This is a genomic window from Burkholderia sp. BCC1988, from assembly GCF_905339895.1.
In the GTDB taxonomy this organism is placed as follows: Bacteria; Pseudomonadota; Gammaproteobacteria; order Burkholderiales; family Burkholderiaceae; genus Burkholderia.
The window spans coordinates 216,902-243,531 of sequence record NZ_CAJPHA010000003.1 but is presented as its reverse complement, the minus strand read 5'-3'; the positions used below and the strand labels follow the sequence as shown (position 1 = coordinate 243,531).

At 67.9% G+C, this 26,630-nt stretch carries 23 protein-coding genes; 12 read left to right on the top strand and 11 right to left on the bottom strand.

Annotation, left to right across the window (positions count from 1 at the left end):
- Positions 1-87: 87 nt before the first annotated feature.
- Positions 88-771: a DedA family protein gene (locus U4012_RS05980; RefSeq protein WP_124551347.1), complete on the bottom strand. Its 684-nt coding sequence runs from the start codon at positions 769-771 to the stop codon at positions 88-90.
- 171 nt (positions 772-942) lie between these two features.
- On the opposite strand from U4012_RS05980, the gene mutL reads away from it, so the two are divergent.
- Both mutL and miaA read left to right on the top strand, forming a co-directional pair.
- A complete protein-coding gene (gene mutL, locus U4012_RS05975; RefSeq protein ID WP_321796930.1) occupies positions 943-2,937 on the top strand; it encodes a DNA mismatch repair endonuclease MutL in 1,995 nt (664 codons plus the stop codon).
- Positions 2,934-3,911, top strand: a complete 978-nt coding sequence (miaA, locus tag U4012_RS05970; RefSeq protein ID WP_321796928.1) for a tRNA (adenosine(37)-N6)-dimethylallyltransferase MiaA — start codon at positions 2,934-2,936, stop codon at positions 3,909-3,911. Before mutL ends, miaA begins: the two co-directional genes overlap by 4 nt.
- A gap of 169 nt (positions 3,912-4,080) precedes the next feature.
- Here miaA and purM read toward each other — a convergent pair whose 3' ends face one another.
- Positions 4,081-5,136, bottom strand: coding sequence for a phosphoribosylformylglycinamidine cyclo-ligase (purM, locus tag U4012_RS05965; protein ID WP_014897998.1), 1,056 nt, complete (start codon positions 5,134-5,136; stop codon positions 4,081-4,083).
- 247 nt (positions 5,137-5,383) lie between these two features.
- Between purM and hda the strand changes: the two genes are divergently transcribed.
- From hda to U4012_RS05930, 7 genes are all read left to right on the top strand, one after another.
- Positions 5,384-6,118: a DnaA regulatory inactivator Hda gene (hda, locus tag U4012_RS05960; protein ID WP_044844057.1), complete on the top strand. Its 735-nt coding sequence runs from the start codon at positions 5,384-5,386 to the stop codon at positions 6,116-6,118.
- 11 nt (positions 6,119-6,129) lie between these two features.
- Positions 6,130-6,807, top strand: a complete 678-nt coding sequence (locus U4012_RS05955; RefSeq protein ID WP_044844056.1) for an HAD family hydrolase — start codon at positions 6,130-6,132, stop codon at positions 6,805-6,807.
- A gap of 5 nt (positions 6,808-6,812) precedes the next feature.
- A complete protein-coding gene (pcnB, locus tag U4012_RS05950) occupies positions 6,813-8,348 on the top strand; it encodes a polynucleotide adenylyltransferase PcnB (protein WP_321796924.1) in 1,536 nt (511 codons plus the stop codon).
- 35 nt (positions 8,349-8,383) lie between these two features.
- A complete protein-coding gene (gene folK, locus U4012_RS05945) occupies positions 8,384-8,926 on the top strand; it encodes a 2-amino-4-hydroxy-6-hydroxymethyldihydropteridine diphosphokinase (RefSeq protein ID WP_044844054.1) in 543 nt (180 codons plus the stop codon).
- Positions 8,923-9,609: a deoxynucleoside kinase gene (locus tag U4012_RS05940; RefSeq protein WP_044844053.1), complete on the top strand. Its 687-nt coding sequence runs from the start codon at positions 8,923-8,925 to the stop codon at positions 9,607-9,609. Before folK ends, U4012_RS05940 begins: the two co-directional genes overlap by 4 nt.
- Positions 9,610-9,652: 43 nt before the next feature.
- On the top strand, positions 9,653-10,468 hold the full coding sequence (gene panB / locus U4012_RS05935; RefSeq protein ID WP_044844052.1) for a 3-methyl-2-oxobutanoate hydroxymethyltransferase: 816 nt from the start codon (positions 9,653-9,655) through the stop codon (positions 10,466-10,468).
- A 186-nt stretch (positions 10,469-10,654) separates the two neighbouring features.
- On the top strand, positions 10,655-11,107 hold the full coding sequence (locus U4012_RS05930; protein WP_321796919.1) for an STY0301 family protein: 453 nt from the start codon (positions 10,655-10,657) through the stop codon (positions 11,105-11,107).
- 7 nt (positions 11,108-11,114) lie between these two features.
- Here U4012_RS05930 and U4012_RS05925 read toward each other — a convergent pair whose 3' ends face one another.
- The 5 genes from U4012_RS05925 to grpE all read right to left on the bottom strand — a co-directional run bounded on the left by U4012_RS05925 (position 11,115) and on the right by grpE (position 17,545).
- Positions 11,115-13,052: a bifunctional anthranilate synthase component I family protein/class IV aminotransferase gene (locus tag U4012_RS05925; protein ID WP_321796917.1), complete on the bottom strand. Its 1,938-nt coding sequence runs from the start codon at positions 13,050-13,052 to the stop codon at positions 11,115-11,117.
- A gap of 4 nt (positions 13,053-13,056) precedes the next feature.
- Entirely contained in the window at positions 13,057-14,193 is a 1,137-nt protein-coding gene (dnaJ, locus tag U4012_RS05920) for a molecular chaperone DnaJ (RefSeq protein ID WP_044844050.1), read from the bottom strand.
- A gap of 264 nt (positions 14,194-14,457) precedes the next feature.
- The gene (dnaK, locus tag U4012_RS05915; protein WP_044844049.1) at positions 14,458-16,401 is read right to left on the bottom strand and encodes a molecular chaperone DnaK; all 1,944 of its coding nucleotides are present in this window, start codon (positions 16,399-16,401) and stop codon (positions 14,458-14,460) included.
- Between the two features lie 147 nt (positions 16,402-16,548).
- On the bottom strand, positions 16,549-16,989 hold the full coding sequence (locus tag U4012_RS05910) for a thioredoxin family protein (RefSeq protein ID WP_321796913.1): 441 nt from the start codon (positions 16,987-16,989) through the stop codon (positions 16,549-16,551).
- A gap of 10 nt (positions 16,990-16,999) precedes the next feature.
- On the bottom strand, positions 17,000-17,545 hold the full coding sequence (gene grpE, locus U4012_RS05905) for a nucleotide exchange factor GrpE (RefSeq protein ID WP_044844047.1): 546 nt from the start codon (positions 17,543-17,545) through the stop codon (positions 17,000-17,002).
- A 350-nt stretch (positions 17,546-17,895) separates the two neighbouring features.
- Between grpE and U4012_RS05900 the strand changes: the two genes are divergently transcribed.
- Entirely contained in the window at positions 17,896-18,057 is a 162-nt protein-coding gene (locus tag U4012_RS05900) for a hypothetical protein (RefSeq protein WP_006476841.1), read from the top strand.
- On the opposite strand, the gene U4012_RS05895 is transcribed toward U4012_RS05900, so the two are convergent.
- The 3 genes from U4012_RS05895 to hrcA form a co-directional block, all read right to left on the bottom strand.
- Positions 18,029-18,436 carry an RNA-binding S4 domain-containing protein gene (locus U4012_RS05895; protein WP_124487960.1) on the bottom strand — a complete coding sequence of 136 codons (408 nt, stop codon included), beginning with the start codon at positions 18,434-18,436 and terminating at the stop codon, positions 18,029-18,031. The two genes, U4012_RS05900 and U4012_RS05895, sit on opposite strands and share 29 nt — an antisense overlap.
- A 5-nt stretch (positions 18,437-18,441) precedes the next feature.
- Positions 18,442-19,506, bottom strand: coding sequence for a ferrochelatase (gene hemH, locus U4012_RS05890; protein ID WP_321796910.1), 1,065 nt, complete (start codon positions 19,504-19,506; stop codon positions 18,442-18,444).
- 137 nt (positions 19,507-19,643) lie between these two features.
- A complete protein-coding gene (gene hrcA, locus U4012_RS05885; protein ID WP_011544637.1) occupies positions 19,644-20,666 on the bottom strand; it encodes a heat-inducible transcriptional repressor HrcA in 1,023 nt (340 codons plus the stop codon).
- 130 nt (positions 20,667-20,796) lie between these two features.
- On the opposite strand from hrcA, the gene U4012_RS05880 reads away from it, so the two are divergent.
- Both U4012_RS05880 and recN read left to right on the top strand, forming a co-directional pair.
- Complete coding sequence (locus tag U4012_RS05880; RefSeq protein ID WP_124487961.1) at positions 20,797-21,699, top strand: NAD kinase; 903 nt, start codon at positions 20,797-20,799, stop codon at positions 21,697-21,699.
- Positions 21,700-21,718: 19 nt separating this feature from the next.
- Entirely contained in the window at positions 21,719-23,368 is a 1,650-nt protein-coding gene (gene recN / locus U4012_RS05875; RefSeq protein ID WP_044844043.1) for a DNA repair protein RecN, read from the top strand.
- Between the two features lie 259 nt (positions 23,369-23,627).
- Here the strand turns inward: recN and glnE are convergent, their stop codons facing one another.
- The gene (glnE, locus tag U4012_RS05870; protein WP_321796906.1) at positions 23,628-26,429 is read right to left on the bottom strand and encodes a bifunctional [glutamate--ammonia ligase]-adenylyl-L-tyrosine phosphorylase/[glutamate--ammonia-ligase] adenylyltransferase; all 2,802 of its coding nucleotides are present in this window, start codon (positions 26,427-26,429) and stop codon (positions 23,628-23,630) included.
- Positions 26,430-26,630: the final 201 nt, after the last annotated feature.

Sequence of the window (26,630 nt, the reverse complement as noted above, 5' to 3'; positions counted from 1 at the left end):
GATCGGACCGCACGAACCGCACGGACGAAAAAAAAAGCGTGGCAACTGCCACGCTTTTCACTGCGCCGAAGCGGAAAACGCGCAGGCTCAGCGGCCGCGCGTGTTCTGCGTACCGCCCGAATGCCGCCCGCGCACCAGCTTCCACAGCGCGCCGAGCGCGACCGGCACGATCGCCGCGCCGATCCCCGCCAGCACGATCACGTTCAGATACTGGCGGATGAACGGGATATTGCCGAAGAAGTAGCCGAGCAGCACCAGCAGCAGCACCCAGAGCAATGCGCCGATGACGTTGAACAGCTGGAAGCGCGCGACGCTCATTGACGACGCGCCGGCGACGAACGGCGCGAACGTACGCACGACCGGGATGAAGCGCGCGAGCACGATCGTCTTGCCGCCGTGCTTGTCGTAGAACGAGTGGGTCTTCTGCAACGCCGCGCGATCGAGGAAGCGCTCGAGCACCGGGATATGCGTATTGAACACCTTCGGCCCGACCCAGCGGCCGATCAGGTAGTTCACGGTATTGCCGGCAATCGCAGCGACCAGCAGCAGCACGATCAGCCCGCCGACGTTCATGTCGCCCGTCGCCGCGAACGCGCCGCCGATGAACAGCAGCGAATCGCCCGGCAGGAACGGCAACACGACGAGCCCCGTCTCGCAGAACACGATCAGGAACAGCACCAGATACACCCACGCACCGTACTGCCGGATGAAGTCGCCGAGGAACGCGTCGATATGCAGGACCAGGTTGACGAAATGAAGCAGCGTATCCAAATGCGATTCCTCGAAGGCGAAAGGGCCGGAGCGGCCGAAAAGCGGAAGTGCCCGCCGCACAAGGCGGTGCGCGGAACGCAGTCATCATACCGAAACTACCTTAAGGCTCCGTGAAAAAAACGTAAGCGGCCCCGGCCACGGCATCCGCCGCCGCCTCGCTATAATTCGGCCATGTCCGAAATCACCGAAACGGCCGCAGGCGCCGTGCCCACGCCCGCCGCGCGCCCGCTGCGCGCGATCCAGCCCCTGCCCGACCAGCTGATCAGCCAGATCGCCGCCGGCGAGGTGGTCGAACGCCCGGCGTCGGTCGTCAAGGAGTTGCTCGAGAACGCGATGGACGCCGGCGCAACGACGCTGCGCATCGTGCTCGAGGAAGGCGGGGTCAAGCGCATCTCGATCACCGACGACGGCTGCGGGATTCCGCCCGACGAACTGCCGCTCGCGCTGATGCGTCACGCGACGAGCAAGATCCGCTCGCTCGAGGAGCTCGAGGCGGTCGCAACGCTGGGTTTCCGTGGCGAAGCGCTCGCGTCGATCGCGTCGGTCGCCGAGATGTCGATCACGAGCCGCACGGCCGAGGTCGCGCATGCGACGAAGATCGACGCGACCACGGGCGCGCTGTCGCCGGCCGCCGGCGCGGTCGGCACGACGATCGAGGTGCGCGAGCTGTACTTCAACACGCCCGCGCGCCGCAAATTCCTGAAAAGCGAGCAGACCGAGTTCGGCCACTGCCTCGAAATGATCCGCCGCGCGGCGCTCGCGCGGCCGGACGTCGCGATCTCGGTGCTGCACAACGGCAAGGCCGTCGAGCACTGGAACGCGACCGAACCCGCACAGCGCGTCGCGAAGATCCTCGGCGACGGCTTCGCGACCGCACACCTGCCGCTCGACGAGCAGGCCGGGCCGCTCGCCGTCTACGGCTGCGCGGGCCTGCCGACCGCGAGCCGCGGCCGCGCCGACCAGCAATACTTCTTCGTCAACGGCCGCTTCGTGCGCGACAAGCTGCTCACGCACGCGGTGCGCGCGGCGTACGAGGATGTCCTCCACGGCGACCGTTACCCGTCGTACGTGCTGTTCCTCGATCTGCCGCCCGAAGCCGTCGACGTGAACGTGCACCCGTCGAAGATCGAGGTGCGGTTCCGCGATTCGCGCTCGATCCACCAGTACGTATTCCACGCGGTGCAGCGCGCGCTCGCGCGCCACGCGGGCGCGTCGCCGGAAACCACCGCGGGCGGCCATGCCGCACAACTCTCACCGGCGCCGAGCGGCCCCGCGTCGTTCCTGAATACGCCGCTCGGCCAGGACGCGGCCGCCGGCACGGGCGGCAGCGGCTTCTCGTCGGCGTCGTCCTCCTCGTCGTCGGGCAACACATGGATGCGCCAGGCGCGCATGACACAGGGCACGCTGCCGGTCGCGCAGCCGCTCGCGCTCTACGACGCGCTGTTCGGCCGCAAGGACACGGGCGCGGGCACGCCGGACGGCACGACGATCGTCGCGCGCGACGCGGCCGATGCAGCGGCTGCGCCGGCCGCGCCGCTGTCGGGCTTCGTCGCGTCGCCGCTCGCCGCCACCGCGCACGACGAGCAGCCGCTCGGCTTCGCGCTCGGCCAGATCCACGGGATCTACGTGCTCGCGCAGAACGCGCACGGCCTCGTGATCGTCGACATGCACGCGGCGCACGAACGGATCCTGTACGAACAGTTCAAGAACGCGCTCGCCGACCGCACGGTCGCCGTGCAGTCGCTGCTGCTGCCGATCTCGATGACGGCGACGCCGGTCGAGATCGGCACGGTCGAGGAAGAACGCGACACGCTCGAATCGCTCGGCTTCGACCTCGCGGTGCTGTCGCCGACGTCGCTCGCGATCCGCGCGGTGCCCGCGCTGCTGAAGGACGCGGACCTGCAGTCGCTCGCGCGCGCGGTGCTCGCCGACCTGCACGCGTTCGGCGGTTCGCGCGTGCTCACCGAACGCCAGCACGAGCTGCTCGGCACGCTTGCGTGTCACCACGCGGTGCGCGCGAACCGGCGCCTGACGCTCGACGAGATGAACGCGCTGCTGCGCCAGATGGAAGCGACCGAACGTGCGGACCAGTGCAATCACGGCCGGCCGACGTGGTATCAGCTCACGCTGAACGATCTCGACCGTCTCTTCATGCGCGGACAATGAGCGCTACACCGCAGTCCGCTCCGACGACGATCGCCTGCCTGCTCGGCCCCACCGCCTCCGGCAAGACGGCCGCGGCGCTGGCGCTCGCCGCGCGCCGTCCGATCGAGATCGTCAGCGTCGATTCGGCGCTCGTCTACCGCGACATGGATATCGGCACCGCGAAACCGACGCGCGACGAGCGCGCGAGCGTGCCGCACCATCTGATCGACATCATCGACCCGGCCGATGCGTATTCGGCGGCCGAATTCCGCGCGGACGCGCTGCGCCTGATCGGCGAGATCGCCGCGCGCGGCCGCACGCCGCTGCTCGCGGGCGGTACGATGCTGTACTACAAGGCGCTCACGCAGGGCCTCAACGACCTGCCGACTGCCGATCCGGCCGTGCGCGCCGAGCTCGACGCCGAGGCCGCGCGCGACGGCTGGCCGGCACTCCATGCGCGGCTCGCGCAGGTCGACCCGGCGACGGCCGCGCGGCTCGCACCGAACGATTCGCAGCGGATCCAGCGCGCGCTCGAAGTGTTCCTGCTGAGCGGGCAGCCGATGTCAGTGCTGCTCGCCGCGCCGCGGCGCGCGGACGACGCGGCCGCGGCCTATCGCTTCGTGCCGGTCGCGCTCGAACCGTCGGACCGCGCGGTGCTGCACGCGCGCATCGCGCAACGCTTCGACGCGATGCTCGACGCGGGCTTCATCGACGAAGTCGAACGGCTGCGCCGCCGCGAGGATCTGCATCTCGGCCTGCCGTCGATGCGCTGCGTCGGCTACCGGCAGGCATGGGAATTCCTCGACGGCGACACCGACTACCGGACCATGCGCGACAAAGGCATCTTCGCGACGCGCCAGCTGTGCAAACGGCAGATCACGTGGCTGCGCGCGATGCCGGAGCGGATCGTCGTCGACTGCGTCGCGCCGGATTCGACGGCGCAGGCGCTCGACACGCTCGAACGCGTGCTCGACGGTCGCATCGACGATCAATAACGGGGCAGGATCGCTGCGCATCGATCCTGCTTGCGTGCGATACCCTCGTCTTCGGTCATTGTCGTTCCTTCTTCGGGCCGCCCGCCAATACGCCAACGGCCACGCCAGAAAAAAAGCCGCCCGGATCGACTCCGGGCGGCTTTCCTTGCTGCATCCTGCGTGCGCTGCGTCAGACCACGACCGTCTGCGCCTCGCCTTCGCGGCTCGCACGGACGGTGCCGATCTTCCACACCTGTTCGCCGGCGGCCGTCAGGTCGGCGATCGCCGCGTCGGCATCGGCTGCCGAGACGATCACGGCCATCCCGATCCCGCAGTTGAACACGCGGTGCATTTCCGCGTCGGCGACGCCGCCGTGCTCCTGCAGCCACTTGAACAGCGGCGGCAGCGGCCACGCGTTCTGGTCGAGCTCGGCCGTGAGGCCTTCGCGCAGCACGCGCGGAATGTTCTCGACGAGGCCGCCGCCGGTGATGTGGGCCATGCCCTTCACCGACAGCTTCTGCATCAGCGCGAGCAGCGGCTTCACGTAGATGCGCGTCGGCGCCATCAGCGTGTCGGCCAGCGAGCGGCCGTGGAAATCGGCCGACAGGTCGGGGTTCGCGCGCTCGATGATCTTGCGCACGAGCGAGAAGCCGTTCGAGTGGATGCCGCTCGACGCGAGGCCGAGCACCACGTCGCCTTCGGCGATCGTGCTGCCGTCGATGATCTTGCTCTTCTCGACCGCGCCGACCGCGAAACCGGCCAGGTCGTATTCGCCGTCCGGGTACATGCCCGGCATTTCGGCCGTTTCACCGCCGATCAGCGCGCAGCCGGACAGTTCGCAACCATGCGCGATGCCCTTGACGACGGTCGCGGCCGTGTCGACGTCGAGCTTGCCGCACGCGAAGTAATCGAGGAAGAACAGCGGCTCGGCGCCCTGCACGAGGATGTCGTTCACGCTCATCGCCACCAGATCCTGGCCGACGGTGTCGTGTTTGTTCAGATGAAAGGCGAGCTTGAGCTTGGTGCCCACGCCGTCGGTGCCCGACACGAGCACGGGCTCCTGGTACTTCTTCGGCACTTCGAACAGCGCGCCGAACCCGCCGATGCCGCCGAGCACGCCGTCGCGCAGGGTTTTCTTCGCAAAAGGCTTGATCTTGTCGATGAGCGCGTCGCCCGCGTCGATGTCGACGCCTGCGTCGCGGTAGGACAGACCTTGGGCGTCGGGAGCGGATTTCGGAGGATTCATGGGGGAATGCGAGAAGGTCGGTAAAATGCGATTTTACCCGAAGCCGGCCCGTTGGCCGGAATTCCCAGCACCGAATCGTCAGGGATTGCATCTTGGTCGACACGTCCCCGTTTTCATCGCCCCGCGAGCCGCGCCGGAAACCGCGCGCCGCCGTGCGTGCGGCCGCGTGTTCAGGCACCGGAGCAGCCCCCCGCGCGTGCCCGGCGTACGGCGCGCGTTTCATCAACCGACCTGCATTGTGACTGTTGTGTCCCGTCAACTGACGCTCGATCTCGGCACGCCGCCGCCCGCCACGTTCGACAACTTCATCATGAATGAGGAGAACGACGAGCTCATCTCGCGGCTCCAGAAGCTCGACCTCGCGCTCGCGGCGGGGCCCGTGCCGGACCGGTCGTTCTACATCTGGGGCGAGCCCGGCAGCGGCCGCACCCACCTGCTGCAGGCGCTCGTGAGCGACGCGTCGTACGGCTACGCGCGCTACCTGACGCCGCAAAGCCCGCTCGGCGCGTTCACGTTCGACCCGCGCATCGGCATCTACGCGATCGACGACTGCGACAAGATGAGCGACACGCAGCAGGTCGCGCTGTTCAACCTGTTCAACGAGGTCCGCGCGCACCCGTCGAGCGCGTTCGTCGCGGCGGGCCCCGCGGCGCCGCTCGCGCTCGACGTGCGCGAGGATCTGCGCACGCGCCTCGGCTGGGGGCTCGTGTTCCACCTGTCGCCGCCGTCCGACGCCGGCAAGATCGCCGTACTGAAGCTCGCGGCGAAGGAGCGCGGGATCGCGCTCACCGACGACATCGCCGCTTACCTGCTCACCCATTTCCGCCGCGACATGCCGAGCCTGATGGCGCTGCTCGACGCGCTCGACCGCTTCTCGCTCGAGCAGAAACGCGCCGTCACGCTGCCGCTGCTGCGCCGGATGCTGGCCCGCCCCGGCGACGACATCGCACCACCGGGCACAGGCCCGAACCGCTTCGAGTAAAATGCGCTTCCATGACTAATCTGGCACTCTTTGACCTCGATCACACGCTGATCCCGACCGATAGCGACCACGAATGGGGCCGCTTCATGGTGAAGCTCGGCATCGTCGACGCGGAAAGCTTCTCGCGTCAGAACGATCAGTTCTTCGCCGACTACAAGGCCGGCAAGCTCGACATCCATGCTTACCTGTGCGCGATGCTCACGCCGCTCGCGAAGTATTCGCGCGCGCAGCTGGCCGAATGGCACGAGCAGTACATGCACGAGGTGATCCGCCCCGCGATGACGCCCGCCGCGCTCGAACTCGTGCGCAAGCACCTCGATGCCGGCGACCTGTGCTGCGTCGTGACCGCGACCAACGAATTCATCACGCGTCCGATCGCGACCGCGTTCGGCGTCGACACGCTGATCGCGTGCGAGGTCGAAACGACCGACGGCCATCCCGACTCGCCGTACACGGGCCGGCCGACCGGCACGCCGAGCTATCGCGAAGGCAAGATCGTGCGCACCGAAGCGTGGCTCGCGTCGCTCGGCAAGCACTGGGACGACTTCGAACACAGCTACTTCTACAGCGACTCGCACAACGACATCCCGTTGCTCGAGAAAGTCACCGACCCGATCGCGACCAACCCCGACGACACGCTGCGTGCGCATGCAAGCGACCGCGGCTGGCGCATCCTCGATCTCTTCTGAACGTCGTGATCAAAAAATTCATTCGCAAGCTGCTCGGCCAGGACGGCGCCGAACACACGTCGCCCGTCGAGGCGCCCGCCGTCGAAACGGCCGCTGCCCCGCGCCCCGCGAAGGGGAGCCGCGGCGGCGGCGCCAAGAAGGCGCGCAGCAACCACGAGCCGACCGTCGTGCCGGCCAGCGTGCACCAGATCGATCCGTCGCTGATCTCGCGGAACGCCGTGCGCGTGACCGACACGCTGCAGCAGGCGGGCTTTCGCGCGTTCATCGTCGGCGGCGCCGTGCGCGACCTGCTGCTCGGCATCGCACCGAAGGACTTCGACGTCGCGACCGACGCGACGCCGACCGAGGTGCAGCGCCTGTTCCGCCGCGCGCGGCTGATCGGCCGCCGCTTCCAGATCGTCCACGTGCAGTTCGGCCAGGAACTGATCGAGGTATCGACGTTCCGCGCGCTGGTCGACGCCCCGCCCGAAGCCGCCGCGGCCGAGCCGCCGAAGCGCCTGAAGCGCGACGAACTCGACCGCCGCACGCATGCGGTGGACGCGAGCGGCCGCGTGCTGCGCGACAACGTGTGGGGCGAACAGCACGAAGACGCCGCGCGCCGCGACTTCACGATCAACGCGATGTACTACGACCCGTCGACGCAGACGGTGCTCGACTACCACGACGGGATGGCCGACATGCGCGCCCGCCTGTTGCGGATGATCGGCGACCCGGCCACGCGCTTCCGCGAGGATCCGGTGCGGATGCTGCGCGTCGTGCGTTTCGCGGCGAAGCTCGGCTTCGAGATCGAGCCGCACACGCGCGAGCCGATCAACGCGCTCGCCGACCTGATCAACAACGTGCCGGCCGCGCGCCTGTTCGACGAAATGCTGAAGCTGCTGCTGTCGGGCCACGCGCTCGCGTGCCTGCAGCAGCTGCGCAAGGAAGGCCTGCACCACGGGCTGCTGCCGCTGCTCGACGTCGTGCTCGAGCAGCCGCAGGGCGAGAAGTTCATCACGCTCGCGCTGAACAACACCGACGCGCGCGTGCGCGCCGGCAAGCCGGTGTCGCCGGGCTTCCTGTTCGCGACGCTGCTGTGGCACGACATGCGCCAGCGCTTCGAGCAATACACGGCGGAGGGCGAAATCCCGGTGCCGGCGCTCCATCGCGCGATGGACGACGTGCTCGACATGCAGACCGAGAAGCTCGCGATCCACAAGCGCTACTCGGCCGACATGCGCGAGATCTGGGGCCTGCAACTGCGCCTCGAAAAACGCTCGGGCCGCAGCGCGATGCGGCTGCTGGAACACCAAAGGTTTAGAGCGGGGTATGATTTCCTCCTGTTACGCTGCGAATCCGGCGAGCTCGATGCGGAAGTCGGACAGTGGTGGACGGATTTCATCGAAGGCGACGCGGCCGCCCGTGAGGCACTCCTCACGCAGGGCGGCTCGAAGGAAAAATCGCCCCGCAAGCGGCGCCGCCGCGGCGGTGCGCGAAATCGCAAGCCGGGCGAAGGCGCCGCCGAGCAGGCGCCGGACACCGCGGGCGGTTCCGACGACTGACGCGCTCGCCGGCGAACGACGTAGGAAGTGATGCCATGACGGTTGCATATATCGGACTGGGGGCGAATCTCGGCGATGCGCGCCAGACCCTGAAGGACGCGGTGGTGTGCCTCGCGCAGCAGCGCACCATCTCGATCCTCGGCAAATCGAGCCTGTATCGCACGGCGCCCTTCGAAGCGGGCGGCGACGATTACTACAACTGCGTCGTCAAGCTCGACACGACGCTGTCGGCCCGGGAGCTGCTCGCGCTCTGCCAGAAGATCGAACATCACTTCGGGCGCGAGCGCCCGTATCGCAACGCGCCGCGCACGCTCGACCTCGACATCCTGCTGTTCGGCTCCGATTCGATCGACGAACCCGACCTGATCGTCCCGCATCCGCGCCTCACCGATCGCGCATTCGCGCTCGTGCCGCTCGTCGAAATCGAACCGGCGCTCGACATCCCCGCGCGCGGCCGCGCCGATGCGTTCCTCGCCGCCGTCGCCGATCAGCGCGTCGAGAAGGTGCAGACCTGCCAATGCCTGATGCAGAAGGCCCTTGCCGCCGGCGCTGACGCCGACAAGAACCCCTGCCGATGAACACCACTCCGCTGACCGTCACCGCGCCCGACCTGCGCGCCCCGCATCGCTACCTCGTGATCGAAGGCCCGATCGGCGTCGGCAAGACGACACTCGCGCGCCTCTTCGCCGAGCGCTGGTCGATGCAGGCGCTGCTCGAACGACCGCAGGACAACCCGTTCCTCGAACGCTTCTATCGCGACACCGCGCGCTATGCGCTGCCCGCGCAGCTGTCGTTCGCGCTGCAGCGCGCGCAGCAGGCGCGCGAACTGATCGGCGCGCTCGATACGGGCCGGCCCGTCGTCGCCGATTTCATGCCGCAGAAGAACGACATCTTCGCGCGGCTGAACCTGCCGGAAGACGAATGGCAGCTGTACCGGTCGATCGCGACGCACCTCGACGTGCCGCAGGCACCCGCGCCCGATCTCGTCGTCTACCTGCAGGCGAGCCCCGAGGTGCTGTTCTCGCGCATCCAGAAGCGCGGGCTGCCGATGGAGCTGCAGATCAGCGACGCGTACCTGCGCTCGCTCGTCGATGCATACAACGAATTCTTCTATCACTACGACCGCACGCCGGTGCTGACGGTCGCAGCCGAACACCTGAACCCGCTGGATTCCCCCGAAGACCTCGCGCTGCTGGTCGAGCGCATCGACACGATGCGCGGCCGCAAGGAATTCTTCGTCAAGGGCGAGACGACGCGCTGACGCGTCCTCGCCTGTCGTTCCTCCCCATCGAACCGGATTTCCCATGACCTATCTCCAGGAATCGAGCCGGCCTGCCGTCACGGTGCCCAAGCTGCAGGCAATGCGCGAAGCCGACGAGAAGATCGCGATGCTCACCTGCTACGACGCGAGCTTTTCCGCGCTGCTCGATCGCGCCGGCACCGACGTGCTGCTGATCGGCGATTCGCTCGGCAACGTGCTGCAGGGCCACACGACCACGCTCCCGGTGTCGCTCGACGACATCGCGTACCACACCGCATGCGTCGCGCGCGTGCAGCCGCGCGCGCTCGTCGTCGCCGATCTGCCGTTCGGCACGTACGGCACGCCGGCCGAGGCGTTCGCGAACGCGGTCACGCTGATGCGCGCCGGCGCGCAGATGGTGAAGCTCGAAGGCGGCGAATGGCTCGCCGACACGATCCGCTTCCTCGTCGAACGCTCGGTGCCGGTGTGCGCGCACCTCGGCCTCACGCCGCAGTCGGTGCATGCGTTCGGCGGCTTCAAGGTGCAGGGCCGCACGGAAGCCGGCGCCGCGCAGCTGCTGCGCGATGCGCGGGCGATCGAAGATGCGGGCGCGCAACTCGTGGTGCTCGAAGCGGTGCCGACGCTCGTCGCGTCCGAAGTCACGCACATGCTGAAGATCCCGACGATCGGCATCGGTGCGGGCCTCGATTGCTCGGGTCAGGTGCTGGTGCTGCACGACATGCTCGGCATCTTCCCCGGCAAGCGGCCGCGTTTCGTGAAGGATTTCATGCAGGGCCAGCCGAACATCCAGGCGGCCGTCGAGGCGTATGTGAGCGCGGTGAAGGACCGCACGTTCCCGGGCCCGGAACACTCGTTCTGACGCGGGACGGGCGTGCCGTGGCGCGCGGTCGGCGCTTGCTGCGGCACACTCGCTGACGTGGCCGCGATGCGGTGCGCCGTTTCTCGTAGTGCATTGCGGACAATACGTACTTTCTAACTCGTCCTATTCCTGCACACCTTCGTCGCTGCGACCATCAAACCTTCGTCAAGCGAAGGAGTGGAAAAGATGGCGCATGTGTATGAAAAGGCGGCTGAACATCGGCTGCTCGCCATCGCCGCGCTCGCATGCAGTCCGCTCGTCGCATTACCCGCGTCCGCTGCGACCGAAGACTGCCCCGCACGCGTTGCCGTTACCCAGCGGCTCGACGGTCAACCACCCGATGGCTGGAAAAGCTTCGACACGCAAAGCACCTACCCGCTTGCCAGCGTCACCTTCTGGTCAGGGCCGCCGGACCGGATGATGTCCTTGCTGCCGAACCGCTCGCGCTCCGAACGCAAAAGCGACGTCTATACCTGGTCGCTCGCTGAAAACCGTGAGGATTACTGGGTCTCATGCGACTACGGGAATACGAGCGTCGTGATCGCACGACCGCTCGGCAGACAGGCGCAGACTTGCGTCGCGCGTTACAGGCGTGGGCACGCCATCGTACAAAGCTGGCAATGCACGCCGGGGAAGTAATCCGTGTTCAGGCCGGTGCGCTGCCTTGAATCAGCCGCGCCGCGACCGACCCGCGCAACGCATTGCAGATCATCAACTCGTCCGCGTTCAGCACATCGTCGAGCGTCAGCACACGCTCTTTTGCGCCTAGCGCCGGATCGTCGAGCAGCACACCGCGCATCACGCCGGGGAGCACGCCGCACGACAACGGCGGCGTCAACCACACGCCATCACGCTTCACGAACACATTCGACCGCCCGCCTTCCGTCACCTCGCCGCGCTCGTTGACGAACAGCATGTCGAAGCCGCCGAGCGCTTCCGCCGCCTGCCATGCACGGTCGTACTCGGCACGGCGCGTCGTCTTGTGCAGCAGCAGCGCATCGTCCGCGCAGGTCGGCGCGAAGCCGTGCGCGGACGCGAGCATCACGCCGACCGGCCCCGCGGGCAGCGGCTTCAGCGCCGCGGCCGTGATGTCGACCGTGCCGTCCTTCGCGAGTGCGAGCCTCATCCGGTACGGGCCGTTGCCGTCGAGCGCCGCGCAGCGCGCGTCGATCTCGCGGCGCAACGCATCGGCGTCGAGGCGGAAGCCGAACGCATCCGCGCTGCGCTGCAGCCGCGCGAGATGGCGCTCGAGATGCCGGATGCCGTCCGCACGTGTCGCGGCCGTGGTTTCGAACAACTGGAAGCCGGGATCGGCATCGGTCAGGAATCGCGCTTTCAATTCGCACTCCGCATATTCGTCGGCGGCGACGCTGTCGAGCACGATGCCCGCGCCGACACCCATCCTGCCGCGCCGCCGGCCGCTAGCGGCCGTTGCCGCGTCGCGCGAGCCGATCGTTGCGGCAGCATTCATACCGACCGCATCGAGCGTCAGCGTCCGGATCGCGACCGACAGGCAGAAATCGCCGCAGCCGGCCACGCCGTCGGGCACCGCAGCGCCTGCCGAAAGGCCTTCCTTCGGTGCATCGAGCCAGCCGATCGCGCCCGTATAGAGCCCGCGCGGCGTCGACTCGATCGCGTCGATCAGTTCCATCGTCTTGTGCTTCGGCGCACCGGTGATCGATCCGCACGGAAACAGCGCACGCAGCATCTGCGCGAACGTGGTGCCGTCGCGCCAGCCGGCCTCGACCGTCGACGTCATCTGCCACACCGACGCATACGGCTCGACCGAGAACAGCGCCGGCACCTTGACCGTGCCCGTGCGCGCGATCCGCGACACGTCGTTGCGCAGCAGGTCGACGATCATCACGTTTTCCGCGCGGTTCTTCGGATCGTTCGCGAGGAACGCGGCAGCCGCCGCATCGTCGCGCGGATCGGCCGAGCGCGGCGCGGTGCCCTTCATCGGCCGCGCGCGCAGCACGTCGCCGTGCTTCTCGACGAACAGCTCCGGCGAGCACGACACGACCCACGCGCCGTCGGGCAGCGCGATCAGCGCGCCGTAACGCACGGGCTGACGCGCGCGCAGCCGCCGGTACAGCGCGAGCGGCGTGCCGAACATGTCGAAATTCAACCGGTACGTGTAGTTGATCTGATACGAATCGCCCGCCCGCAGCGCGTCGTGCACCGCGGCGATCGCCGCGTCGAACGCGTCGCGCGACACACTCTTCGCGACGTGCGCGACGCCCGCGATCGACGGCGGGCCGCCGCCGTCCTGCTGCGCGAGCCAAGCATCGACTTCGTCGCGCGACAGGCGCTCGCAGCGCGCATACAGCAAAAAGCGCAGCGGGGCATGGCCCGGCTGCGCTCTGTCCAGATTGCGTCCGAATTCGTAGTCGCCAACGACGATCGCATGCAGCCCGTCGCGCAGATCCTGCGCCACCGCCGCATCGACTTCGTCGAGCCGTGCCGGATCCGTGCACACGCGTTCGCGCACGAAACCGGAATACAAACGACTCGACCGCGCGGACGCGGTCGAGTCGCAATCGTCCAAGAGCGCGAACGACGCGCTCTCGTTGCCTTCAGTCATGCCGTTACTCGAAGAAGCTCTTCACCCGGTCGAACCAGCTCTTGCTCTGCGGGCTGTGACGCGCACCGCCCTCGGCCAGCGACTTCTCGAACTGCTTGAGCAGGTCGCGCTGCTGGTCGGTCAGCTTCACGGGCGTCTCGACCTGCACGTGTACGTACAGATCGCCCGCGATGCTCGAACGCAGACCCTTGATCCCCTTGCCGCGCAGGCGGAACGTCTTGCCCGACTGCGTGCCTTCCGGCACCGGGAACGACGCACGGCCGGCCAGCGTCGGCACCTCGATCTCGCCGCCCAGTGCGGCGGTCGTGAACGGGATCGGCATCTGGCAGTGGAGATCGTCGCCGTCGCGCTCGAACACCGAGTGCGGCTTGATGTGGATCTCGACGTACAGGTCGCCCGGCGGCCCGCCGTTGATACCCGGCTCGCCGTTGCCGGCGGAGCGGATCCGCATCCCGTCGTCGATGCCGGCCGGGATCTTCACTTCGAGCGTCTTGGTTTCCTTCACCTTGCCCGAGCCGTGGCAGTGCACGCACGGTTCCGGGATGTAGGTGCCGGTGCCGTGGCACTTCGGGCAGGTCTGCTGGATGCTGAAGAAGCCCTGCGACATGCGCACCGTGCCCTGGCCGTGACAGGTCGGGCAGGTTTCCGGCTTCGTGCCGGGCTTCGCGCCCGACCCGTGACAGACTTCGCACGACACCCAGCTCGGCACGCGGATCTGCGTGTCGTAGCCGTGCGCGGCCTGCTCGAGCGTGATTTCCATGCTGTAGCGCAGGTCGGCGCCGCGATACACCTGAGGACCGCCGCGGCCGCCGCGCGCGGCACCGCCCGCGGCCTGGCCGAAGATGTCGCCGAAGATGTCGCCGAACGCATCCGCGAAGCCGCCGAAACCCTGTGCGCCCGCACCGCCCATGTTCGGATCGACGCCCGCGTGGCCGTACTGGTCGTATGCCGCGCGCTTCTGGTCGTCCGACAGCATTTCATAGGCTTCCTTCGCCTCCTTGAAATGCTCTTCCGCATCCTTGTTGTCCGGATTGCGGTCAGGGTGATACTTCATCGCAAGCTTGCGATACGCCTTCTTGATTTCGTCGTCGCTCGCGTTCTTCGCGACGCCCAGAACCTCGTAGTAATCCCGTTTCGCCATATCGATTCACTGTGCCGTCGCGCGTCACGCACGCGGCGGCTCCTTTCGCCCGCAGTAAAGTCTCTCGACTCGTCTGGCGCTGCGCCGTCCGCGGACGGCTCGCGCAGCACCCGCCAAAAAACAAATGTGCCCGGAGGGCCGCGAAGCCCGCCAGGCGTGGAGTCGATCCGGCCATCCGGAAGGAAAGACAGACCGCTTTCAGTCGTTGGTCAACCGCGCCGCGCGCGTTTCCACGCGCGGCGTACGGTGCCATTGCAACCCGGCTTAGTCCTTCTTCACTTCCTTGAACTCGGCGTCGACGACGTCGTCGGCAGCCTGCTGCGCACCGCCCGCCTGGGCCGCGCCTTCCGCTGCACCCGCCGCGCCGGCCTGCTGCGCCTGCATGTCGGCGTACATCTTTTCGCCGAGCTTCTGCGAAGCCTGACCGAGTTCCTCGACCTTCGCGTCGATCGCCGCCTTGTCGGCCGACGTATCCTTCAGCACGTCCTCGAGCGACTTCAGCGCCGCTTCGATCTTTTCCTTCTCGCCCGCGTCCAGCTTGTCGCCGTACTCGGTGAGCGCCTTCTTCGTGCTGTGGACCAGCGCGTCGCCCTGGTTGCGCGAATCAGCCAGCTCGCGCAGCTTGTGGTCTTCCGCTGCGTTCGCTTCCGCGTCCTTGATCATCTGGTCGATTTCAGCGTCGGACAGGCCCGAGTTCGCCTTGATCGTGATCTTGTTTTCCTTGCCGGTCGCCTTGTCCTTCGCGCCGACGTGCAGGATGCCGTTCGCGTCGATGTCGAAGGTCACTTCGATCTGCGGCACGCCGCGCGGCGACGGCGGGATGCCTTCGAGGTTGAACTCGCCCAGCAGCTTGTTGCCTGCCGCCATCTCGCGTTCGCCCTGGAACACCTTGATCGTCACGGCCGACTGGTTGTCGTCCGCCGTCGAATACACCTGAGCGTGCTTCGTCGGGATCGTCGTGTTCTTGTTGATCATCTTCGTCATCACGCCGCCGAGCGTCTCGATGCCGAGCGACAGCGGGGTCACGTCGAGCAGCAGCACGTCCTTGCGGTCGCCCGACAGGACCTGGCCCTGGATCGCCGCGCCGACTGCGACGGCTTCGTCCGGGTTCACGTCACGGCGCGGATCCTTGCCGAAGAACTCCTTCACCTTCTCCTGCACCTTCGGCATGCGGGTCTGGCCGCCGACCAGGATCACGTCGTCGATGTCCGACACCTTGACGCCGGCGTCCTTGATCGCGATGCGGCACGGTTCGATCGTGCGCTCGACCAGATCCTCGACCAGCGCTTCCAGCTTCGCGCGGGTGATCTTCAGGTTCAAGTGCTTCGGACCCGATGCGTCGGCCGTGATGTACGGCAGGTTGATTTCGGTCTGCTGGCTCGACGACAGCTCGATCTTCGCCTTTTCAGCGGCTTCCTTCAGGCGCTGCAGCGCGAGCACGTCCTTCGACAGGTCGACGCCCTGCTCCTTCTTGAACTCGCCGATGATGTAATCGATGATGCGCTGGTCGAAGTCCTCGCCGCCGAGGAACGTGTCGCCGTTGGTCGACAGCACTTCGAACTGCATTTCGCCGTCGACGTCCGCGATCTCGATGATCGACACGTCGAACGTGCCGCCGCCGAGGTCATACACGGCGATCTTGCGGTCGCCCTTCTCGGCCTTGTCGAGGCCGAACGCGAGCGCGGCTGCCGTCGGCTCGTTGATGATCCGCTTGACTTCGAGGCCCGCGATGCGGCCGGCGTCCTTGGTTGCCTGGCGCTGGCTGTCGTTGAAGTACGCCGGCACCGTGATCACGGCTTCCGTGACCGGCTCGCCGAGGTAGTCTTCGGCCGTCTTCTTCATCTTGCGCAGCACTTCAGCCGAAACCTGCGGCGGCGCGAGCTTCTCGCCGTGCGCTTCGACCCATGCGTCGCCGTTGTCGGCCTTGATGATCGCGTACGGCATCAGGCCGATGTCCTTCTGGACTTCCTTCTCTTCGAAGCGGCGGCCGATCAGGCGCTTCACGGCGAACAGCGTGTTCTTCGGGTTGGTCACGGACTGGCGCTTGGCCGGCGCGCCGACGAGCACTTCGTTGTCGTCCATGTAGGCGATGATCGACGGCGTCGTGCGCGTGCCTTCCGAGTTCTCGATGACCTTGACCTGGTTGCCTTCCATGATGGCGACGCACGAGTTCGTGGTGCCGAGGTCAATACCGATGATCTTTCCCATTTTTCCTAATCTCCAGAAATGCTTGTTTGCTGCGCGAAACCCCGCGTTTTTGGGCAGTTTCGCGCGCCAGAATTCAACTCTGTTCCCGAAATGCGTCCGGCCGATCCGTTTTCAAGACCCGCCAAGCGATGCGGATATTAAATTTTTTCAATCGCCGCCGGTAGCCGGATCGTACGGACCGGCGTCGCGGTCCGACGGCGCGCCGGCCGCCGCGGCGATCTTCGCGCGCGCCGCCGACACCGCCGCCTGGAACTGCGCGAGGCCATGCCAGCCGGTCGCGCGGCCGAGCCGCTTGCCGCGGTGGAAGAAGAACCACGTCGGCACGCCGTGCAGGCCGAAGCGGCGCCCCAGCTCATGATGTTCGTACACGTTGCAATGGAACCACTTCAGGTCCAGCTCGCGGATCGCGTCCGGCTGGGCGAGTATCGCCTTCTTGGCGATCTCGCAGTTGAAGCAGTCGACGCCCCAGAAGAACACCACGGCGAGCGCATCCCCGGCGCCGGCGATCGCGGCGTCGAACGTGTCGGCCGCCAGCGCCTGCATGTCGAACGCGTCGAACGCGGCCGGATCGACGCCGGCGGGAACCATCGCGTCGGCCTTACTTCGGCTGGGCGACCGTGACGAGCGCCGGGCGCAGCACGCGGTCGGCGATCATGTAACCCTTTTGCAGGACGGTCACGACGGTGTTCGGCTCCTGCTCGGCCGGCACCATCGAAATCGCCTGGTGCTGGTGCGGATCGAACTTCTCGCCGACCGGGTTGATCGCGACGACGCGGCCCTTCTCGAGCGCGCTCGTCAGCTGGCGCAGCGTCAGTTCGACGCCTTCGCGCACCTTCGTGATGTCGCCGGACGTATCGCCGACGGCAGCCTCGAGGCTGTCCAGCACGGGCAGCAGGTGCTCCGCGAAGCCCTCGATCGCGAACTTGTGCGCCTTCGAGACATCTTCCTGCGCGCGGCGGCGGACGTTCTCGGTCTCGGCCTTCGCCCGCAGGAAGCTCTCCTGCAGCTCGGCGACCTTGGCTTGAGCCTCCGCGAGCGCCGCGTCGGCTGCTTCGGCGGCGGGCGCCGCGCCTTGCGCCGCCTGCTTCTCGCTGCCGATGTCTTCGGCCGATTGGGTAGCCGGGTTCTCTTGCGTGTTTTCCATGTCGCTGAAAGTCGATTAGAGGTTGAAGCCAAATCGGCAACCGCCGGACCGTATGCCGGCGGCACCGCACATTGTTGGTGCAAATAAGGGCGAAAACTGCGATTTCAAGGGGGTTATTCACCGGCATTCGCCAATGCCGTGAAACAACCGCGCTGCGCGCCGCCGATTACGTGCATTTGTCGCCGGATCGGACGAAACGACCGGTAACAACGCTTACCAGGCAAGTACTAGCTCGGCACAGGGGGGTGCACTACACTCCATTCAAGCGTCGAAAAAGCGCGTTTACCCTAGCTTACCGGCGCCTGACATCCACCTGGCGCTGCATTCACAGTCCCATCGAGGCGCGTACCGTGAAACTGACCTTTGCCATATCGGTGGTCGCGCTGGTACTGATTGCCGGCACCACCACCATCTGCCTGTCCGGAGCCGTCACCGACCGCACGACCGAATACGGAAGCGCGCGGGCGACGTTCGACCAGATGTTCAGCTCCCACCAGAAAATCTGTCGATGATGCGCCGGTCGCGCTTGGTCGGCCGGCCGTGCAGTTCCGCCGCCGGCTCGCGATAGGTGCGGCGCCGTTCCAGTTCGGCGAGCCGCGCGACGCGCCCCGCTTCCGTTTCCTCGTAAAGCGTCTGCGCGATGCTCGCGGGCCCGCGCACGTCGCAAATGCCAAGCACGGCAATGTGCCAGACGACACCGTCGATCGCAATCTCGACCTCGTCGCCGACGCGCACGTCCTTGGCCGGCTTCACCGCCGCGCCGCCGATCTTCACGTGGCCCTTGTCGACCGCGTCGGACGCGAGCGAGCGCGTCTTGAAGAAGCGGGCCGCCCACAGCCATTTGTCGATGCGCAGCTTCGCGCCGGGTTCCGTCGAAATCCTGTAGTTCATCGCGTTCAACTCACCGTTTCGGGCTGCGCGGCCTTCACCGGCCAGCCCTGCAGATTCTCGGCGACGATCTCGCCCACCGCGCCGATCCACGCGGGCGCGCCGTTCAGGCACGGAATCCGGTGGAACGCCTGGCCGCCGCCCGCGATGAACTCGTCGCGCACCTCCATCCCGATCTCCTCGATCGTCTCCAGACAATCGGCCGTGAAACCGGGACAGAACACGTCGGCCCGCCGCACGCCCGCCTCGCCGAGTTCGCGCAGCGTCGGCGCCGTGTACGGCTGCAGCCACTCGGCCTTGCCGAAGCGCGACTGGAACGTCACGCGGCATTCGAGCGTCGACAGCCCGAGCGCGGCCATCAGCAGCGCGCCCGTCTGCTGGCACTGGTCGTGATAGGGGTCGCCCAGATCGAGCGTGCGCTTCGGCACGCCGTGGAAACTCAGCACGAGCTTGTCGCCGGCCGTGAAGTCGGGCCGGCCATGCTGCGCCCAGTACTGGCGAACCTGCTCGGCGAGCGCGTGGATGTAGGCCGGATGGTCGGCGTAGTGCCGCACCGTGCGCACTTCCGGCTGGTTGCGCATCCGTGCGAGCGCGGCGAACGCGGCATCGAATGCCGTCGCGGTGGTGGACGCCGAGTATTGCGGATACATCGGCATCAGCAGCACGCGCTCGACGCCCGCACGCTTGAACTGCGCGAGCGCCTGCGCAATGCCCGGGCTGCCGTAGCGCATCGCGTAGTCGACCGTCACCTGATAGCCGTTCGACGCGAGCAGGTGGCGCACGCCGTCGGTCTGGCGCTCGGTGTATACGCGCAGCGGCGAGCCTTCGGGCATCCAGACGGCCGCGTACTTCTTCGCGGACGCGCGACCGCGCAGCGGCAGGATCAGCGTGCGCAGCAGCACCTGCCAGACGACCTGCGGGATTTCGACGACGCGCGGGTCCGACAGGAACTCGGCCAGATAGCGCCGCACCGCGCGCGGCGTCGGGGCGTCGGGCGTGCCGAGATTGATCAGCAGCACGCCGATGCGATGGGCAGCCGCGATGCTCGAAGGCGGCTCAAGATCGAAACGCATGGGCAGGAACGTGCTCGGGGCACGCAGTCGGACGGCCCTCAATTATAGCGGGCCGTCTCGCCCGGGTCGGCTGGCCGTTCGGCCGACTGGCGGTGCGCACGGCGCCGCGGCACGATGGCGGGACGGTATCGGTCGGGTTACTGCTGGCTCAGCGTGAGCGACAGCAGCCGCGCGGTGATGTCGACGATCGGGATCACGCGGTTGTACGCCATGCGGGTCGGGCCGATCACGCCGAGCGTGCCGACGATCTGGCCGTTCACCTCGTAGGGCGCGGTCACGACGCTCATTTCCTCGATCGGCACGAGCGTCGATTCGCCGCCGATGAAGATCTGCACGCCCTGGGCGTGGCTCGACACGTCGAGCAATTGCAGGAGGCCCGTCTTTTGGTCGAACACGTCGAACAGCTTGCGCAGCCGCGCCATGTCGGACGACAGATCCGCCACTTCGAGCAGGTTGCGCTCGCCGGAAATGAGCACGGTGTCCTCGGTGTCGGGCACCTCGGTGCTGGCCGTCACGGCCGCATGCATCAGCGTGGTCATGTCGCCGCGCAGCTGGTCGATCTCGTCGCGCAGGCGGCGGCGCACCTCGTCGAACGACAGCCCGGCGAAGTGCGCGTTGATGTAGTTGGACGCCTCGGTGAGCTGCGACGGCGAATAGTCGCGCGGCGTCGCGAGCATGCGGTTCTGCACGTCGCCCTCGGGCGTGACGATGATCAGCAAGATGCGCTTGTCCGACAGCCGCATGAACTCGATCTGCTTGAACACGTGGCTGCGGCGCGGCGTCAGCACGACACCCGCGAACTGCGACAGGTTCGACAGCACGCTCGCCGCGGCCGCCACGACCCGCTGCTGCGGTTCGCCGGCCTGCAGCGTGTTCTGCACCTGGCGCGCGACGGCCTCGGCGTCGATCGGCGCCTCGACCGTCAGCATCGTGTCGACGAACAGCCGGTAGCCGCGCGGCGTCGGCACGCGACCGGCCGACGTGTGCGGGCTCGACACGAGGCCGAGCTCCTCCAGGTCGGACATCACGTTGCGGATCGTTGCCGGGCTCAGTTCGAGCCCGGAATAACGGGACAACGTGCGCGAGCCGACCGGCTGACCGTCGGCGATATACCGTTCGATCAGGGTTTTCAGGAGGGTTCGTGCGCGAGGATCTAGCATGGTGGAAAATTTTAGCGCAACCGCGCGAGCACGGCGAGTGGCCGCGGCCACTGTCGCCCGGGCCGACCGATCCGGCCCCGTTCGCGCACAGCCGGTTCTTTTCGTCAACGAGCTATGGTGTAATGCCGGCATGAAAACCGGTAATCAGTTCAACACCGTCGCGCTCGTCGGCCGGAGCAACACGCCCGGCATCGCCGAGCCGCTCGCCACGCTGGCTGGCTGCATCGCGAAGCTCGGCTTCGAAGTCGTGTTCGAAGCCGAAACGGCGCGCGAGATCGGCATCTCCGGCTATCCGGCGCTTACCCCGGCGGAGATCGGCGCGCGCGCGGACGTGGCGGTCGTGCTCGGCGGCGACGGCACGATGCTCGGCATCGGCCGTCAGCTCGCGCCGTACAAGACACCGCTGATCGGGATCAACCACGGGCGGCTCGGCTTCATCACGGACATCGCGGCGGCCGACATGCAGGCGCGCGTCCCGGTGATCCTGTCGGGCAAGTTCGAGCGCGAGGAGCGCTCGCTGCTCGAGGCCCGGATCGTGCGCGACGGCGAACCGATCTACCACGCGCTCGCGTTCAACGACGTCGTCGTGAACCGCAGCGGCTTTTCCGGGATGGTCGAGCTGCGCGCGTCGGTCGACGGCCGGTACATGTACAACCAGCGTTCGGACGGCCTGATCGTCGCCACGCCGACCGGCTCGACCGCCTACGCGCTGTCGTCGGCCGGCCCGATCCTGCATCCGCAGCTCCAGGGCATCGTGCTCGTGCCGATCGCGCCGCACGCGCTGTCGAACCGGCCGATCGTGCTGCCCGACGATTCGAAGATCGCGATCCAGATCGTGGGCGGCCGCGACGTCAACGTGAACTTCGACATGCAGTCATTCACGTCGCTCGAGCTGAACGACACGATCGAGGTGCGCCGCTCGAAGCACACGGTGCCGTTCCTGCACCCGGTCGGCTACAGCTACTACGCGACGCTGCGCAAGAAGCTGCACTGGAACGAACACGCATCGAACGAAGACGACAAGGCGTCCTGACGCACCCACGCCCGACACCATGCTCCGCCACCTCTCGATTCGCGACTTCGTCATCGTCGCCGCGCTCGATCTCGAATTCGACAGCGGCTTTACCGTCTTTTCCGGCGAAACCGGCGCCGGCAAATCGATCCTGATCGACGCGCTGGCCCTCGCGCTCGGCGAACGCGCCGACGCGAGCGTCGTGCGCGCCGGCTGCGGCCGCGCCGACATCACCGCCGAATTCACGCCGCACGACCGCGTCGCGCGCTGGCTCGACGAACACGCGTTCGACGCCGAGGACACCGTGATGCTGCGCCGCGTGATCGACGCGAACGGCCGCTCGCGTGCGTTCATCAACGGCACCAGCGCGACGCTCGCGCAGCTGCGCGAGCTCGGCGAGATGCTGGTCGACATCCACGGTCAGCACGCGCACCAGCTGCTGATGCGGCCCGACGCGCAGCGCGAGCTGTTCGACACGCACGCGGGGCTCGTGGCCGATGCCGCGAACGTCGCACGCGCGTGGCGCGTCTGGCGCGACGCAACGCAGGCGATCGACGCCGCGAAGGCGCACGAGCGCGAACTGCAGCTCGAACGCGAGAAGCTCGCCTGGCAGCTCGCCGAACTCGACAAGCTCGCACCGCAACCCGGCGAATGGGACGAAGTCGGCAGCGAGCACAAGCGCCTGTCGCATTCGGCGAACCTGATCGCCGGCGTGCAGGGCGCGCTCAACGCGCTGTCCGAGGCCGACGACGCGATGCTCCCGCAGCTCGGCGCGATCGTGTCGAAGCTGCGCAGCCTGGCCGACTACGACACGGGGCTCGGCGATGCGCTCGCGTCGCTCGAACCGGCCGAAATCCAGCTGCAGGAAGCCGTCTATTCGCTGTCGCACTACGCGCAGCGCCTCGATCTCGACCCGGCCCGGCTCGCGCAGGTCGAAACGCGCCTCGACGCGCTGCACTCGACCGCCCGCAAGTTCCGGCTGCCGCCCGACACGCTGCACGAGGAACATGCGGCACGCCGCGCGCAGCTCGCCGCGCTCGACGCGGCCGCCGATCTCGGCGCGCTCGAAGCCGCGCAGGCGAAGGCATGGGAAGCCTATCTCGCCGACGCGAAACACCTGTCGACGGCCCGCGCGCAGGCCGCGAAGGCGCTCGGCACGGCCGTCACGGCCGGCATGCAGGAACTGTCGATGGCGGGCGGCAGCTTTGAAGTCGCGCTCGTGCCGCTCGCCGACGGCGGCCCGCACGGGCTCGAACAGGTCGAATTCCGGGTCGCCGGGCACCCAGGCGTGCCGCTGCGGCCGCTCGCGAAAGTCGCGTCGGGCGGCGAACTCGCACGGATCAGCCTCGCGCTGGCCGTGATCGCTAGCGCCGCCAGCCCGACGCCGACGCTGATTTTCGACGAAGTCGACACGGGGATCGGCGGCGGCGTCGCCGAGGTGGTCGGCCGCCTGCTGCACCAGCTCGGGCGCGACCGCCAGGTGCTGTGCGTGACGCACCTGCCGCAGGTCGCCGCACGCGGCGACCATCACTTCCAGGTCGCGAAAGGCGCCGACGAGCGCGGCGGCACCGTCTCGTCGGTCGTCCCGCTCGACAAGGCGAGCCGGGTCGAGGAAGTCGCGCGGATGCTCGGCGGGCTCGAGATCACCGCCACCACGCGCAAGCACGCGAAGGAAATGCTGGCGGCCTGACACCGGCTTCGTCGGCCGAATGCAGAAGATCGGCGCATGCGCCGGTCCCGGACCGCCGACGAACCCCACGTTATTCGGAACGCGGCGTGTCGCTTTTCCCGGAACTGGCCTGCAGCGGCAGGGCGAGCAGGCAGACCGATCTGCCGGTCGAACCGCTCGCACGGCGCAGTTTTTCGATGGACGGGCGCCGCCCGGGCGCGCCCGCCCTACCCCGCGGATTCGAGCGTCCCGCCGCGAACGCGGGATTCAAACGTCCGCCTCAAACGCCCGTTTCGACCGCGCCGAACACACGCTCCCACAACGCCGTCACGGCCGCCCGCTCGTCGGCCACCAGCGCCGGATCGACCCGCGCCTTCTCCATCCCGTCGAGCCGCAGCTTGTGCTGCAGCTTCCGGTACTTGCGATACGCGGCGCCGACGCGCTCGGCCTCGTCCTCACCCATCAGCCCGAACCGCGCGACCTCGCGCAGCAGCGCGATGTTGCCGGTGTTGCGGATCAGCTCGGCATCGCTCGACGCATGCAGCAGCACCCAGTACTGGACGATGAACTCGATGTCGACCATCCCGCCGCGATCGTGCTTCAGGTCGAACAGCTCGGTCTGGTTCGGGTGGCCGGCGAACACCTTGCCGCGCATGTCGACGATTTCCTTCGCGAGCACCGCCCCGTCGCGCGGCGTCGTCAGCACCTGCTGGCGGATCGCCTCGAAGTCCGTGCCGATCTGCGGGTCGCCCGCGCTGTAGCGGGCGCGCGTGAGCGCCTGGTGTTCCCACACCCACGCGGTGTTCGCCGCGTCACCCTCGCGCAACTGGTAGCGGCGGAACGCGTCGAGATCGGTCACGAGCAGCCCGGCCTCGCCGTTCGGCCGCAGCCGCAGGTCGATGTCGAACAGCGCACCCGCGCCGGTCGCGGTCGTGAGCCAGGTGATCAGCCGGCGCGTGAACGTCGTGTAGACGTCCGCCGAGCGCTCGTCGGGGTCGTCGTACAGGAAGATCAGGTCGAGATCCGATGCGTAGCCGAGCTCCTTGCCGCCGAGCTTGCCGTATGCGATCACCGCGAACTTCGGCACGTCGCGGTGGCGCTTCGCGAGCTGCGACCAGACGACTTCGATCGTCACGTCGAGCACCGCGTCGGCGAGCTCGGACAGGCGGTCGCTCACATGCTCGACCGACAGCTGGCCAGCCAGATCGATCAGCAGGATGCGGAACACTTCCGCGTGCTGCGCGTGCCGCAGCAGGTCCATCTGCTGCTCGGGGCCGTCGGCGGCCGCGAGGCGCGCACGCAATGCGTCCTTGAACGCAGGCCAGTCGAACGGGCTCGCGATCGCTTCGTCGTCGAGCAGTTCGTCGAGCAGCTGCGGATGGCGGATCAGGTAGCCGCCGCCCCAGCGCGTCGCGCCGAGCACCGACAGCACGCGGTCGAGCGCCGCCGGATACTCGGTCAGCAGCGCGAGATAGACGCCGCGCCGGCTGACCGTCTCGAGCAGGTCGAACAGCCGCACGATGGTGTCGTCGCGGCGCGCGGCGTCGATCCGCGGCGCGGCCTCGAGCGCGCGCTGCGCGACGCTGTCGAAACGCTGCCGGCTCTTTTCCGGCAGGCCCGCGTAGCGCGACGACTGCCAGATCGCGCGCAGCCGCGCGAGCACGGCCGCCGGATCGGTGAAGCCCACGCCGTCGAGGCGCGCGAGCAGCGCGTCGTCTTCGCCGTCGTCGGCGAGCGCCCCGCTCCAGATCCACGTCGCGGCCGTGTCCTCGCCCGCCGCGCAGGGGCCGCCGTTCACCTTGTCGGCAAAGATCTGGTCGAACTGCGCCTCGACGAACGTCCGGTGACCGTCGAGCACCGTCATCAGCGCCGCATAGTCGGCAAAGCCGAGCGACGCGGCCAGCGCCGCCCGCTCGCCCGCATCGACCGGCATCGCGTGCGTCTGCGCGTCGTCGCGGTACTGCAGCCGGTGCTCGAGCGTGCGCAGGAAGTTGTAGGCGTCGGTCAGGCGCTCGCGCACGTCCTCGCCGATCAGCCCGCGCGCCTGCGCATGGCGCAGCACCGCGAGCGTCGGCCGCACGCGGAATTCCGCATCCTGGCCGCCGCGGATCAGCTGGAACACCTGCGCGCTGAATTCGATCTCGCGGATCCCGCCGCGCCCGAGCTTGATGTCGTCGGCCTTGTCGGGCCGCATCGACGCGCGGCGCGCGGCTTCCTGGCGAATCTGCTGGTGCAGCGCACGGATCGCGCCGATCACGCCGAAGTCGAGATAGCGGCGGTATACGAACGGCTTGACGATCGATTCGAGCTGCGCCGCCAGCCGCCGCGCCGCGTCGCTGTCGCCTTCGGATACGAGGCGCCCCTTGATCCACGCGTAGCGCTCCCATTCGCGCCCCTGCACGTAGAAATATTCCTCGAGCATCCCGAGGCTGCAGACGAGCGGCCCCGAATCGCCGTTCGGGCGCAGCCGCATGTCGACGCGAAACACGTAGCCGTCGGCCGTGACCTCGGACAGCACGCCGATCAGGCGCCGGCCGAGCCGCGTGAAATACTCCTGGGTGGACAGCGGCGAGCGCGTGCCGCCGGCCGTTTCGCCGTCGTCCTCGTAGACGAAGATCAGGTCGATGTCCGACGATACGTTCAGCTCGCGGCCGCCGAGCTTGCCCATCCCGACCACGCCGAGCACGACGCGCTGGCCGTCGGCGCCGCGCGGCTCGCCGTACATCGCCTCGAGTTCGGCCGACAGCAGCGCGAGCGAGCGTTGCACGGCCACTTCGGCGAGATCGGTCATCGCGCCCGTCACCTCGGCGACGTTCGCGACGCCGCTCAGGTCGCGCTCCGCGACCGCGCCGAACACCTCGATACGCAACTGCCGCAGCGCGCGCTTCAGTTGCTCGTCGCCCGGCGCGGCCGTGCCGGCCGGCGTGGCGAGCAGTTCGGTCAGGCGCGCGTCGAGCTGCGCGCGCGTGAGCGGCGCGGCGGCCCACGCGGCGATCTGGCCGGACAGCGCGGGACGCGCGGCGGCCGCGCGGGCGAGATAGCGGGAATAGGACGTGCTGATCAGGGCGGAAGCGTCGGTCATCGAAAAGCGGGCCTGGCAGTAAGGCCCCGCTGCGGGACAACGCGTGCGCGTCCCGCTGCCGACAGGCCCCTTGGACTCGGCGCGGTGTCGCGACGCGGGTGCGCCGCCGCGACAACCGCGCGCAGGAAAGCCCGTGCCGTGCGGCCTCAACGGCCGCCGGCACGAACCCGTGTGATACATTTCAACGTCAGTCTGCAAAAC

Bases quoted from the DNA above. Each gene is read 5' to 3' on its own strand.
- mutL (WP_321796930.1), top strand. From the start codon at position 943: ATGTCCGAAATCACCGAAACGGCCGCAGGCGCCGTGCCCACGCCCGCC.
- miaA (WP_321796928.1), top strand. From the start codon at position 2,934: ATGAGCGCTACACCGCAGTCCGCTCCGACGACGATCGCCTGCCTGCTC.
- purM (WP_014897998.1), bottom strand. From the start codon at position 5,136: ATGAATCCTCCGAAATCCGCTCCCGACGCCCAAGGTCTGTCCTACCGC.
- U4012_RS05955 (WP_044844056.1), top strand. From the start codon at position 6,130: ATGACTAATCTGGCACTCTTTGACCTCGATCACACGCTGATCCCGACC.
- folK (WP_044844054.1), top strand. From the start codon at position 8,384: ATGACGGTTGCATATATCGGACTGGGGGCGAATCTCGGCGATGCGCGC.
- U4012_RS05940 (WP_044844053.1), top strand. From the start codon at position 8,923: ATGAACACCACTCCGCTGACCGTCACCGCGCCCGACCTGCGCGCCCCG.
- panB (WP_044844052.1), top strand. From the start codon at position 9,653: ATGACCTATCTCCAGGAATCGAGCCGGCCTGCCGTCACGGTGCCCAAG.
- U4012_RS05930 (WP_321796919.1), top strand. From the start codon at position 10,655: ATGGCGCATGTGTATGAAAAGGCGGCTGAACATCGGCTGCTCGCCATC.
- U4012_RS05925 (WP_321796917.1), bottom strand. From the start codon at position 13,052: ATGACTGAAGGCAACGAGAGCGCGTCGTTCGCGCTCTTGGACGATTGC.
- dnaJ (WP_044844050.1), bottom strand. From the start codon at position 14,193: ATGGCGAAACGGGATTACTACGAGGTTCTGGGCGTCGCGAAGAACGCG.
- dnaK (WP_044844049.1), bottom strand. From the start codon at position 16,401: ATGGGAAAGATCATCGGTATTGACCTCGGCACCACGAACTCGTGCGTC.
- U4012_RS05910 (WP_321796913.1), bottom strand. From the start codon at position 16,989: ATGGTTCCCGCCGGCGTCGATCCGGCCGCGTTCGACGCGTTCGACATG.
- grpE (WP_044844047.1), bottom strand. From the start codon at position 17,545: ATGGAAAACACGCAAGAGAACCCGGCTACCCAATCGGCCGAAGACATC.
- U4012_RS05895 (WP_124487960.1), bottom strand. From the start codon at position 18,436: ATGAACTACAGGATTTCGACGGAACCCGGCGCGAAGCTGCGCATCGAC.
- hemH (WP_321796910.1), bottom strand. From the start codon at position 19,506: ATGCGTTTCGATCTTGAGCCGCCTTCGAGCATCGCGGCTGCCCATCGC.
- hrcA (WP_011544637.1), bottom strand. From the start codon at position 20,666: ATGCTAGATCCTCGCGCACGAACCCTCCTGAAAACCCTGATCGAACGG.
- U4012_RS05880 (WP_124487961.1), top strand. From the start codon at position 20,797: ATGAAAACCGGTAATCAGTTCAACACCGTCGCGCTCGTCGGCCGGAGC.
- recN (WP_044844043.1), top strand. From the start codon at position 21,719: ATGCTCCGCCACCTCTCGATTCGCGACTTCGTCATCGTCGCCGCGCTC.
- glnE (WP_321796906.1), bottom strand. From the start codon at position 26,429: ATGACCGACGCTTCCGCCCTGATCAGCACGTCCTATTCCCGCTATCTC.